Below are 10,769 nucleotides of genomic sequence, written 5' to 3'. Positions count from 1 at the left end.
CGATACCAAAATGCTGCGCTACCTTCCTGAAGCCATTGTTGCCTTCTAGGTAGGCGCTGATGGCTATGAGCTTGAAGCGCTCGGTGTACTTGCCCATAAATCCCCCAAGGGTTGGATTGGTGTCCAACTTCTTGGGGGCAGTCCACCCTGTGGGAGCCGGCTTGCCGGCGATAGGGGCGCGAAGCGGCCCCAACAACCGTCAAACCTGCTGATACACTTGCCCGCACCCACTCCCGCCGCGGACCCTCCCCCATGCTCCATGAGTTGTTCAGCGTCTACCTGAAAATGCTCGTGCTCTACAGCCCGTTCTTCGTGCTGTCGTGCTTCATCAGCCTGACCCGTGGCCACTCCAGCAAGGAGCGCAAGCAGCTGGCCTGGCGCGTGGCCATCGCCACGCTCATCGCCAGCGTGCTCTTGTACCTGTTCGGGCGAGTGATCTTCGGCGTGTTCGGCATCACCGCCGACGCCTTCCGTATCGGCGCGGGTTCGGTGCTGTTCATCTCGGCGCTGGCCATGGCCCAGGGCAAGTCGGCGATCCAGACCGACAACGTGCAGCAGGACGTAACCATCGTGCCGCTGACCATCCCGCTGACCGTCGGCCCGGGCACCATCGGTGCGCTGTTGGTGATGGGGGTGGGCCAGCCGCATTGGGACGACAAGCTGCTGGCTATCGTCAGTATTGCCCTGGCCAGCTTCACCGTCGGCCTGGTGCTGTACCTCTCGCACCGCATTGAACGCCTGCTCGGCGACCAGGGCCTGCAAATCGTCAGCCGGCTGATGGGCCTGTTCGTCTGCGCCCTGGCGGCGCAGATCATCTTCACCGGGATCAAGGGCTACATGGTGCCGTAACGCGCCTCAGATCTCGAAGGACAGGATCTGCTGCCGGACGATCTTTTCCAGGCGTTGTTCCACCAAGCTGCGATACGACTGGTCGAACAAACGCGTATTGAAGCGCACCAGTTCAGCCTGCACCCGCGTCGCTTCACGACTGCGAAGCAAAAAACCGGTGTTGAGCATGTCGCGTTCGCAGTGTTCGCGGTAGAGCACCAGATCCACATATCCCGGCTTGCTGGGTGCACACGGCAACAGCTGGAAAACCCCGCGTTCCCGGGTACGTTGCTCGAAGTTGAGCAACGCCCATTCGCTCTCGGCCAACCCCGTCATCGCCAGCCCCAGCGCAGTCGAGTAATGCTCGCCAGCCGTGGCTTCAATCCGTCGCAGCGCAGCATTGACGATGCCGGGGCGCTCGAGCCCAGGCCAGTGCTCCTGCTCGGCCGACAAGGCGTCCCATCCGTAATACTGCAGCTGTCTGCGGTAATGGCTGAACCAGTCGGTCACCAACCCTTGGTCATGGTCGGTGCGCGTCACGCGCTCGGCCATCAACGCCGCCAGCTGCACCGCGCTACGCTGCGCGGCGGTAACGCCAGGCAAGAATGCGACCAGGCTGCTGCCCGCCACCGCCGCTCTGTGCTTGTCCATGATGCATGCCCCCTTGTCAGCGCCCGGCCTTGGTCTACCGGGCAGGCCTGGCCACCACCACAGCGGACGGCGACCAAGGTTCATGGATCAGAAATCGTATTGCAGCACGTTCTCGAAACGACGTTCACCCAAGCGCTGCTCCACATGCTCGCGCACGCGGGCGTAGTGATCATTGTTGAAGGTGAGCAACGCAGTGCCCGAGTAGTGGTAGGTGTCGGTGTTTTTCCATTCGAAGGCCACGGTATCCAGGTCGCGGCTCATACCCTTGGTGCTGACCGCGGTCTGCACCATCATCAGTTGCCCCTCTTCGTTTTCAAGGCAAGCCGCCAGGCCAATGGTCCCGACCAGCTTCTCCCTGAAGTTGTGCTTGAAGATGTCCTGGGCTTCGGTCACTTGCCCCAGGCCTTCAAGGGCAGCCTCGGCCAATTTGCCGATGGCCTCGGACACCGGCCCACCGAACGCGGCCTGACCAACAACGCGCATGGCCTTGAAGGCGACGGCGCCCAGCGTGAGGGACTGCGAGTCGGAGTGTTCGCGCTCGTAGGTACGACGCACCGTCAGCCAGCCCAGGTCCTCCATCACTTTCAGGTTCTGCTTGTACCAGGCCTCGCTCTGGTTCTCGCTGTCATAAAGCCTGGAAGCCACCAGCGAGGCAAACTGATACGAATTCATGACATCGGTACGATTCTGCAGGCTCATACCGGCAGCGAAGGCCACCAGCGACTGCTCGACGATGGCAGCGGAGTGGGTATCGGAGATCAGGTTTTTGCTCATCATGCATATCCTTGAGTCAGAACCCGGCGGATGCCGGGTGAGACTCGAAGACTATGCAGGTGAGAATGTGCCGTTCAGCAGGCCAGCCTTCCTCGCAGGTCAGGCTTTCGCGGGGTACCAGCGCGGCGTGTAGACCCACTGGCTGCCGTCGGCACGGGGGAAGGTGCAGGTGGTCGAGGAGCCGACCAGCACCATGGTGCGCATGTCGACCATCTCGGGCACCAGCTCGCCCAGCGTGACCGTCCTGAGGGTCTGCCCCGGGCGCCCGATGTCGCGCCCCAGCACTACCGGCGTATGCGCCTGGCGATGGCGGCGCACCACTTCCAGTGCATGGCCCAGCTGATGCGGCCGCGACTTGGAGATCGGGTTGTAGAACGCCAGCACCAGGTCGGCCTGGGCCGCGAGGTCGAGGCGTTTCTCGATGATCGACCACGGCTTGAGGTTGTCCGACAGCGACATCACGCAGAAGTCGTGGCCCAGCGGTGCCCCGGCTTGTGCGGCGGTGGCCAGGGAGGCGGAAACGCCCGGCAGGATCTCAAGGTCGACCCGCTGCCAGGCCGGGTCGGTGGATTCGTGCAGCGCTTCGAGCACCGCAGCGGCCATGGCGAACACGCCCGGGTCGCCCGACGACACCACCACCACCGAGCGCCCTTGCGCCGCCAGTTCGAACGCATGGCGGGCACGCTGCATCTCTTCGCGGTTGTCGGTGCAGTGCAGCACCTGGTCGTCGCGGAACGGGCCGGCCATGCGCACGTAGGTTTCATAGCCCAGTACATCCTGGGCGCGCGCCAGTTCGGCCTTGACCGCCGGCACCATCAACTCGGCGGCGCCAGGGCCCAGGCCGATCACGGCCAGGCGGCCACGACGGCGACCCAGTTGCGCGCTGTCGATCGGCTTTGCGGCAATCGCCACAGCCAACCCGGCATGGGTTTCGACCCGAGCCTGCCCCAACGTATCGGCCAGCATCTGCTCAGGGCTGCTGGCAGCAGGGGCGAAGCGCAGGGCAACGTTCAGGGTTTGCGCAGCCTCCTGCAAGGCCGGCGCGGCCATGTCGGCTTCGCTTGCCAGCAAACAGGCCAGCGCCGCTTCGGCGATACCTGCCGCCTGCAAGGCTTCACGCACTTGCCGGGCCAGGTCGGCGCCACCAGCTGCAACCGCCACCACCACGCAACGGGCATGGATCACCAGCTCATCGCGGTTGGCCGGTCGCGCAGCACTGCCCACATGGAGGATGCGCTGGGCGTTGTCGCTGACCGGCAGTTGGGCATGCTCGAGCCAGGGTGCATCGCCTTCGATGCGCAGCGTTTCCCCGGCCAGCAGGTCGCTGACAAAGCGCTTGCCCTGCTCCAGGTCCGCCAAGGCATAGCCCTCTGGCGGGTTGAGCAGGCAGGTGCCGAAGCGCAGCTCACCGCTGGTGGTGATCGCGGCATTCACGCCCAGTGCCTCGGCGATTGCCCGGGCCATCACATTGACCCCGCCCAGCCCACCGAGCAACGGCACCACGGCGCTGCCGTCCTCGGCCACGGCCAGCACCGGCGGCTCGCTGCCTTTCTCGTCGAGCAGCGGCGCCAGGGTGCGAATCACGATACCGGCCGCGCACAGGGCGATGATCGGGGTGTCCTGCCGATACAGGGCCCGCAGGGTGTCGCCGAATGCGCTGTAGTAACGGTCGGCCCCCTCCACGCGCCCTTGCAGGCCATGGATCACGGCCTGTGGATAACGTTGCTGGATGCGCTGCGCGGTCGCCAGGCTGCCGGGGCCGAGAATGACGATGGCCGGTACGTTGTTCATCCCTGCCATTTTTCACCCGGCACGATGATCAGCGAGAAGTACGGCGAAGACTGTGGGTCGACTTCATCCAGCGGCACGATCTTCTGGTTGGCCATGGTCGCACGCTCGACGTACAGCGCGCGGCCATCCATACCCAGTTCGGTGAGCGCCTGGCGAACCTTGGGGAAGTTGCGCCCCAGCTTCATGATCACCGCCGCATCGGCATCGGCCAGGCGACGCTTGAGCTCGTCGGCAGGCAGCACGCCGGAGAGCACGGTCAGGGTCTGATTGCGATACACCAGCGGCGCGCCCAGCACCGAGGCCCCCCCGAGCATCGAGCAGACACCTGGGATCACCTGGGCCTCGTAGCGCGACGCCAGGCGGTCATGCAGGTACATGTAGGAGCCGTAGAAGAACGGGTCGCCCTCGCAGATCACCGCCACATCGCGGCCGGCGTCGAGGTGTTCGGCCACCTGCACGCTGGCTTCGTCGTAGAAGTCGCTGATCACCTGCTCGTAGGACAGCGGCGCCGGCAGCGCTTCGGTGGTCACCGGGTACACCAGCGGCAGCAGGGTCTGCTCGGCCTGCAGGTGCGCCTCGATGATGCCGAAGGCGTTGCCACGCTTGCCCTTGGCCACGAAGTACGCCACCACCGGCGCTTCACGCAGCAGGCGCAGGGCCTTGACCGTGATCAGTTCAGGGTCGCCCGGGCCCACGCCCAGGCCCAGCAGTCGTCCGCGTGCCTGCATCATTCCACCTCCGTGGCGAGGGCATTGACCGCTGCGGCGGCCATGGCGCTGCCGCCCAGGCGGCCCTGCATGATCACGAAGGGCACGCCGCGGCTGTCGGCGGCGAGCATGGCCTTGGACTCGGCTGCACCGACAAAGCCGACCGGGAAGCCAAGGATCAGCGCAGGCTTGGGTGCTCCGGCATCGATCATTTCCAGCAGGTAGAACAACGCGGTCGGCGCGTTGCCGATCACCACCACGCTGCCTTCCAGGTGCGGGCGCCACAGCTCCAGGGCCACCGCAGAGCGGGTATTGCCTTCGGCCTTGGCCAGGTCCGGCACGCTGGGGTCGCGCAGGGTGCAGATCACCGGGTTGTTCGCCGGCAGGCGCGCGCGGGTGATGCCTTCGGCGACCATGTGTGCGTCACACAGGATCGGCGCGCCCTTGGCCAGGGCTTCACGCCCGGCGGTGCCGGCACCCTCGGAGAACTGCAGGCCGTCAATGGCCTCGACCATGCCGCAGGCATGGATCACGCGCACGGCGAGCTTCTCCAGGTCGGCGGGAATGCGCTCGAGCCGGGCCTCCTCGCGGATGATGCGGAAAGAATTGCGATAGATCTCCTGACCATCGCGGATGTAGTCAATCATCAAGGTGCTCCGTCGGCAGGTCGAGCATGGCGCCTGCTTCTTCTGGGGTGAGGTTGGCGGCGCGCAGCCGGCCGAAACCCGGCAGGCGCGCATCGCGCAGGTAAAGGTCGTAGCGGCCCGGGGCGCAGGCCAGCAAGGTGGCCGGGGCGACATGGGCCACGGCGCAGGAACGGGGGCAGGCGGACAGGTGCACGCTGGCGGGGGCGCCATGCTGCAGCCGGGCGGCCAGGGTAACGGCGTCGGCCTTAGTGTCGGCCAGGGCCTTGGCACAGCCGCTGGAGCCGGTGCAGGCGGCGACACGGGCCAGCGGCTGGTCCGGGGCGCAGAGCAGGCCCAGCGCCGCGAGCTGATCGCGGGCCTGGCCGATGGATTCCTGGGCGACCGACGTCAGCACCAGGCTCTGCCAGGGGCTCAGGCGCAAGCTGCCGTCACCCCACTGCCGGGCGATGTGCGCAGCGCCACGCAGCATGGCCGGGGTCAGGCGGCCCAACGGCGGGGCCACACCGAGGGCCACACCTTGACCTTGCGCCAACACGCCCAGCCAGGCGCCCGGTGCCTTGGCACGCCGCCAGTTCAACACGGCATCGTCGCGGCGGATGGCCAGCCCGTCGATGAACTGCTCGACGCTGCAGGTCGCCAACAACTGACGCATGCGCGACTGCTCGGGCGTGGCCAGGTCGAGAAAGCGCGCAAGCACCGCCCTGACCAGCGCCAACCCCTGCTCCACCGGCACCGCGCCCACTGGCTGGTCGGCCGGGCAGCCGGCCAGGCCGAACATCAGCCAGGTGCGCTGCTCGAACTGCGCGGCGGACAGCCACAGGTCATGGGGGTGTTCGAGCATCGCCAGCCCTTCACCGCCATCGAGTTGCACGGCGAACTTGGCCGACAGCTCATGGAAGCGTGGCGTGCCTTCAAGCAGGTCGAGGATCTGCCCGGCCAACGGCCGGGTATCGAGCAGCATGCTCGGGTCGAGCCCCGCCAGCGGGCTGAGCATCAGGTTGCGCACATCGTCGCCGGCCGCCTCGCGCGGCCCCAGGCCCGCCGCCAGCAGGCATTCGACCAGCCCGCGGTGGTCGTTGCCGATGCCACGGATCTGCAGATTGGCGCGGTTGGTCGCCTCGATCACGCCGCCAGCGAAGCGCTCGGCGGCGTCGGCCACGGCCTCGGCCTGGTCAGCCAGCAGCAGGCCGCCGGGCAGCTTGATCCGGCAGATGCCGCCATCGCGCGCAGCGACGACGCGCCACAACCCCGGGCAGGCCGAGGGACGAGGCGTAATGTTGGGGGGCTGGGCCTGCTTCAAAGGGGCATCCGGCAATCGTGAAGGTGCGCTTCAGTGTAGAAGGCGCGGTATTATGCCTGCTTTGTCCGGCGGCATGAAAAGCCGGTGGTCGAGCATCTACTGCGATTGAGTAGAAATTCTGAACCGCGTCGCCTTCTTCGCGGGTAAACCCGCTCCCACAGAATCACGCTGCCCCTGTTGGCGGTGCTGTACCTGTGGGAGCGGGTTTACCCGCGAAGAGGCGCGAAGCGGCTCCAACATTGGCGGAACGAAACACATGGCCCCCTGGCTCACAGTAATAGGCATCGGCGAAGACGGCTTCAGCGGCCTGGGCAAGCAGGCCCGACGCGCCCTGCTGGCGGCCACGCACATCGTCGGCAGCCCGCGCCAGCTGGCCCTGCTGCCCCACTGCGCGAGCGCCGAGCAGATCCACTGGCCCAGCCCGTTTTCGCTGGAGCCGCTGCTGGCCCTGCGCGGCCAGCCGGTGTGCGTGCTGGCCAGCGGCGACCCGATGTTCTACGGCGTCGGCGCCAGCCTGGCGCGCCAGTTGCCCGCCAGCGAGATGCAGGTGCTGCCGATGCCCTCCTCCTGCGCCCTCGCCGCCGCCCGCCTGGGCTGGCCGTTGCAGGACGTGCAGGTGGTCTCGGTGGTCGCCCGCCCGCTGGCCACGCTCAATGCCCACCTGTTCAGCGGCCTGCGCCTGCTGGTGCTGAGCAACGACCAGCACAGCCCGGCCGCCATCGCCGCACAACTGTGCGAACGTGGCTTTGGCCCCAGCCGTCTCCAGGTGTTCGAACACCTCGGCGGGCCACTGGAGCGCCAACTGAGCGGCACGGCCGAAGACTGGCCGCACGCCGATATCGCCGCGCTGAATCTGATCGCCATCGAATGCCAGGCTTCGCCTGATACCCCGCGCCTGCCTCGCGTGGCCGGCCTGCCGGACAGCGCCTTCCGTCATGACGGCCAGCTGACCAAGCGCGATGTGCGTGCCATCACCCTGGCCCGCCTGGCACCACAACCGGGCGAGCTGCTGTGGGACGTGGGCGCTGGCAGCGGCTCGATCGGCATCGAGTGGATGCGAGCCCACCCCAGCTGCCGGACCCTGGCCATCGAAGCCGACGAAGGCCGCCAGGGCTTCATCGAACATAACCGCGATGCCCTGGGCGTGCCCGGCCTGCAGCTGATTCGCGGCAAGGCCCCGCAGGCGCTTGATGACCTGGAGCGCCCCGATGCGATATTCATCGGCGGCGGCGTCACCCGCGAAGGCGTGCTGGCGCTGTGCTGGGAGCGCCTGCGCCCTGGCGGGCGGCTGGTGGCCAATGCCGTGACCTTGCAGAGCGAAGTGGCCCTGGCGCAGTTCCGCGAGCAGCATGGCGGCGAACTGACCCGCATCCATATCGCCCACACCCAGCCGTTGGGCAGCTTCGACACCTGGCGCCAGGCGCTACCGATCACCCTGCTCGAGGTGGTCAAGCCTCGCGATGCGTGAAGAAACCCGTGAACAACCCGCGCCCCTGCGCAGCGGCCTGACTACCGGCAGCTGCGCCACCGCCACCAGCCTGGCGGCGGCGCGCCTGCTGCTTACCGGCCAGCATAGCGACGCGGTGCACATCACCCTGCCCAAGGGCAAGGTGGTAGAGATGCGCCTGGAGTTCTGCCGCGCCACTGCAGAGGGCGCCGAAGCCGGCACCCTCAAGGATGCCGGCGATGACCCGGATGTCACCCATGGCGCGCTGCTCTACAGCCAGGTGCGCCTGCTGGCCGAACCCGGCATCCGCTTTGTCGCCGGGCAAGGCGTGGGTACCGTGACTCGTCCGGGCCTGGTACTGGGTGTTGGCGAGCCTGCGATCAACCCGGTGCCCCGGCGGATGATCAGCGAGCACTTGCAGCAGTTGGCAAACGAATGCGCCTACGCCGGTGGTTTCGAAGTCACGGTCAACGTCCGCGACGGTGAAGCCCTGGCCCTGAAGACCATGAACCCGCGCCTGGGTATCCTCGGCGGGCTGTCGATCCTCGGCACCAGCGGCATCGTCCGGCCGTTCTCCTGCGCGGCCTATATCGCCTCGATCCACCAAGGCATCGATGTTGCCCACACCAACGGCTACACCCACATCGCCGCCTGCACCGGCAATGCCAGCGAAGACACCATGCGCCGGGTGTATGGCCTGCCGGAAATCGCCCTGATCGAGATGGGCGACTTCGTCGGCGCCGTGCTCAAGCACCTGCGCAAGGTGCCGGTGCCGCGCCTGAGCCTGTGCGGCGGCTTTGGCAAGATCAGCAAGCTGGCCGCCGGGCACATGGACCTGCACAGCCGCCATTCGAGCATCGACCTTCCACAGCTGGCCGGCTGGGCCGCCGACATTGGCGCCGATGCGCCGCTGCAAGCAGCGATCATCGGCGCCAACACCAGTCAACAGGCCCTGGCCCTGGCCCACGCCGCCGGTATCGCCCTGGGCGACGAAGTCTGCCGCCATGCGCTGGCCTTCGCCCGCAGCGTGGTGCCGGCCCAGGTGCAGGTGGAGGTGTTCGCCATTGACCGCCAGGGCGGCATCGTCGGCAAGGCGGGTGTGCTATGAACGGGCGCATCCTGCTGCTGGGCGGGGTTACCGAGGCCCTGGCCATTGCCCGTACACTCGGGCCGCAGCATGTCTATAGCCTGGCAGGCATCGGCCGCGTGCCCCAGGACTTGGCCTGCCAGGTGCGGGTTGGCGGCTACGGCGGCGCCGAGGGGCTGGCGCGCTATCTGCGTGAGGAAGGTATCGAGCTGCTGGTTGATGCCACTCATCCCTATGCCGCGCAGATCAGCCAAAACGCCGCACAAGCCGCAGCCATGGCCGGCATTCCCTGCTGGGCGCTCAGGCGCCCGGCCTGGCAGGCGCAACCGGGGGACGACTGGCGCGAGGTCGAGGGCTGGGATGAGTTGGTCGAGGCACTGGCGCCGTTCCAGCGACCGCTGTTCACCCTCGGTCGCGAGCCGTTGCAACACCTGGACGAGATTCCTCCGCACCAGTTCTGGACCCTTCGTGCCCTAGACGCATGCCCAGGTAATGAGCGCTGCGAAGTGATCGGTGCGCGTGGGCCGTTCCGTATCGACGATGAGCGCGCGCTGTTCGAACGCCGGCAGATCGATGTGCTGGTGAGCAAGAACAGTGGTAGTACGGCGACTGAACCGAAGCTGGAAGTCGCACGCGAACGGGGGGTGCCAGTGCTGGTGCTCAAGCGGCCGATATTACCCTTCGTCGATCTGGAATTCTCAGACGTGAAGCTGTTGCTGGCAGCACTGGAACGTCACTGCAGCTGAGCAACCACAAACGTATATCCCGTTGACATATACACGGCTTTGCATAAACTCCTGTCATACATTTGCGCTTTCAAGGAGGCACATCATGGAGCAAGGTGCAGTCTTCAAAAGCAACCGCAGCCAGGCCATCCGCATGCCTAAAGCACTCGCCCTTCCAGAAGACGTCACCCGTGTAGACATCGTCGCGGTAGGGCGCTCACGCATCATTTCGCCGGCAGGCGAAGCCTGGGACAACTGGTTCGAAGGCGATGACGTGACCGCGGATTACATGGCCAGCCGGGAGCAACCCGCCGACCAGGAGCGTGAAGGATTCTGATGCTCAGGTACATGCTCGATACCAACATCTGCATTTTCACCATCAAGAACAAACCGCAAGTCGTGCGTGAGGCGTTCAATCGCCATTACGGTCAATTGGCTATCAGTACCGTGACACTGATGGAGCTTGTCTACGGAGCAGAAAAGTCAGCTGCCCCGCAGCGCAATCTTGCTGTAGTCGAAGGCTTCACGGCCCGGCTCGAAGTACTCGACTACGACACCCTCGCTGCAGCTCACACCGCCCAGTTGCGCGCAGAGCTGGCCAAGGCCGGCACACCCATCGGCCCTTATGACCAGATGATCGCCGGCCACGCCCGGGCGCGTGGCCTGGTCCTGGTGTCCAACAACCTTCGTGAGTTCCAGCGTGTCCCCGGTCTGCGTGTGGAAGACTGGCTTTCTAGTTGCAACTGACGCCCATGGCCATTCGATGGCCCCGTATCCTGACTTTGCCGTAAACTTACCCCCCCCTCTACTGG

The 10,769-nt window shown here is 66.3% G+C and carries 12 protein-coding genes; 6 read left to right on the top strand and 6 right to left on the bottom strand.

The window, feature by feature from the left end; all coding sequences use genetic code 11:
* The first annotated feature begins 252 nt into the window (after positions 1–252).
* Positions 253–849 (top strand): MarC family protein, encoded by a 597-nt coding sequence (locus tag RTH46_RS06890; protein WP_125860584.1) that lies wholly within the window; start codon positions 253–255, stop codon positions 847–849.
* 6 nt (positions 850–855) lie between these two features.
* On the opposite strand, the gene RTH46_RS06885 is transcribed toward RTH46_RS06890, so the two are convergent.
* The 6 genes from RTH46_RS06885 to cobG form a co-directional block, all read right to left on the bottom strand.
* The gene (locus RTH46_RS06885; RefSeq protein WP_153785776.1) at positions 856–1,479 is read right to left on the bottom strand and encodes a hypothetical protein; all 624 of its coding nucleotides are present in this window, start codon (positions 1,477–1,479) and stop codon (positions 856–858) included.
* An 87-nt stretch (positions 1,480–1,566) separates the two neighbouring features.
* Complete coding sequence (locus tag RTH46_RS06880) at positions 1,567–2,253, bottom strand: hypothetical protein (protein ID WP_153785775.1); 687 nt, start codon at positions 2,251–2,253, stop codon at positions 1,567–1,569.
* Between the two features lie 99 nt (positions 2,254–2,352).
* The gene (cobJ, locus tag RTH46_RS06875; RefSeq protein ID WP_316905303.1) at positions 2,353–4,044 is read right to left on the bottom strand and encodes a precorrin-3B C(17)-methyltransferase; all 1,692 of its coding nucleotides are present in this window, start codon (positions 4,042–4,044) and stop codon (positions 2,353–2,355) included.
* Positions 4,041–4,775 (bottom strand): precorrin-2 C(20)-methyltransferase, encoded by a 735-nt coding sequence (locus RTH46_RS06870; protein WP_153785773.1) that lies wholly within the window; start codon positions 4,773–4,775, stop codon positions 4,041–4,043. Before RTH46_RS06870 ends, cobJ begins: the two co-directional genes overlap by 4 nt.
* Positions 4,772–5,398 (bottom strand): precorrin-8X methylmutase, encoded by a 627-nt coding sequence (locus RTH46_RS06865; RefSeq protein ID WP_153785772.1) that lies wholly within the window; start codon positions 5,396–5,398, stop codon positions 4,772–4,774. Before RTH46_RS06865 ends, RTH46_RS06870 begins: the two co-directional genes overlap by 4 nt.
* Positions 5,391–6,713 carry a precorrin-3B synthase gene (gene cobG / locus RTH46_RS06860; RefSeq protein ID WP_153785771.1) on the bottom strand — a complete coding sequence of 441 codons (1,323 nt, stop codon included), beginning with the start codon at positions 6,711–6,713 and terminating at the stop codon, positions 5,391–5,393. Before cobG ends, RTH46_RS06865 begins: the two co-directional genes overlap by 8 nt.
* Positions 6,714–6,954: 241 nt before the next feature.
* On the opposite strand from cobG, the gene cbiE reads away from it, so the two are divergent.
* The 5 genes from cbiE to vapC all read left to right on the top strand — a co-directional run bounded on the left by cbiE (position 6,955) and on the right by vapC (position 10,704).
* A complete protein-coding gene (gene cbiE, locus RTH46_RS06855) occupies positions 6,955–8,166 on the top strand; it encodes a precorrin-6y C5,15-methyltransferase (decarboxylating) subunit CbiE (RefSeq protein ID WP_316905302.1) in 1,212 nt (403 codons plus the stop codon).
* Positions 8,159–9,253 (top strand): cobalt-precorrin-5B (C(1))-methyltransferase, encoded by a 1,095-nt coding sequence (locus RTH46_RS06850; protein WP_316905301.1) that lies wholly within the window; start codon positions 8,159–8,161, stop codon positions 9,251–9,253. Before cbiE ends, RTH46_RS06850 begins: the two co-directional genes overlap by 8 nt.
* A complete protein-coding gene (locus tag RTH46_RS06845; protein ID WP_316905300.1) occupies positions 9,250–9,978 on the top strand; it encodes a cobalt-precorrin-6A reductase in 729 nt (242 codons plus the stop codon). Before RTH46_RS06850 ends, RTH46_RS06845 begins: the two co-directional genes overlap by 4 nt.
* A gap of 85 nt (positions 9,979–10,063) precedes the next feature.
* On the top strand, positions 10,064–10,294 hold the full coding sequence (gene vapB / locus RTH46_RS06840; RefSeq protein ID WP_194790278.1) for a type II toxin-antitoxin system VapB family antitoxin: 231 nt from the start codon (positions 10,064–10,066) through the stop codon (positions 10,292–10,294).
* A complete protein-coding gene (gene vapC, locus RTH46_RS06835; RefSeq protein WP_279846727.1) occupies positions 10,294–10,704 on the top strand; it encodes a type II toxin-antitoxin system tRNA(fMet)-specific endonuclease VapC in 411 nt (136 codons plus the stop codon). Before vapB ends, vapC begins: the two co-directional genes overlap by 1 nt.
* Positions 10,705–10,769: the final 65 nt, after the last annotated feature.

The organism is Pseudomonas sp. zfem004 (assembly GCF_032621715.1).
Classification (GTDB): Bacteria; Pseudomonadota; Gammaproteobacteria; order Pseudomonadales; family Pseudomonadaceae; genus Aquipseudomonas; species Aquipseudomonas sichuanensis.
This window is presented reverse-complemented; position numbering and strand designations above follow the sequence as displayed.

Bases quoted from the DNA above. Each gene is read 5' to 3' on its own strand.
- cbiE (WP_316905302.1), top strand. From the start codon at position 6,955: ATGGCCCCCTGGCTCACAGTAATAGGCATCGGCGAAGACGGCTTCAGC.
- RTH46_RS06885 (WP_153785776.1), bottom strand. From the start codon at position 1,479: ATGGACAAGCACAGAGCGGCGGTGGCGGGCAGCAGCCTGGTCGCATTC.
- RTH46_RS06845 (WP_316905300.1), top strand. From the start codon at position 9,250: ATGAACGGGCGCATCCTGCTGCTGGGCGGGGTTACCGAGGCCCTGGCC.
- RTH46_RS06865 (WP_153785772.1), bottom strand. From the start codon at position 5,398: ATGATTGACTACATCCGCGATGGTCAGGAGATCTATCGCAATTCTTTC.
- RTH46_RS06850 (WP_316905301.1), top strand. From the start codon at position 8,159: ATGCGTGAAGAAACCCGTGAACAACCCGCGCCCCTGCGCAGCGGCCTG.
- RTH46_RS06880 (WP_153785775.1), bottom strand. From the start codon at position 2,253: ATGAGCAAAAACCTGATCTCCGATACCCACTCCGCTGCCATCGTCGAG.
- vapB (WP_194790278.1), top strand. From the start codon at position 10,064: ATGGAGCAAGGTGCAGTCTTCAAAAGCAACCGCAGCCAGGCCATCCGC.
- RTH46_RS06890 (WP_125860584.1), top strand. From the start codon at position 253: ATGCTCCATGAGTTGTTCAGCGTCTACCTGAAAATGCTCGTGCTCTAC.
- RTH46_RS06870 (WP_153785773.1), bottom strand. From the start codon at position 4,775: ATGATGCAGGCACGCGGACGACTGCTGGGCCTGGGCGTGGGCCCGGGC.
- vapC (WP_279846727.1), top strand. From the start codon at position 10,294: ATGCTCAGGTACATGCTCGATACCAACATCTGCATTTTCACCATCAAG.
- cobJ (WP_316905303.1), bottom strand. From the start codon at position 4,044: ATGAACAACGTACCGGCCATCGTCATTCTCGGCCCCGGCAGCCTGGCG.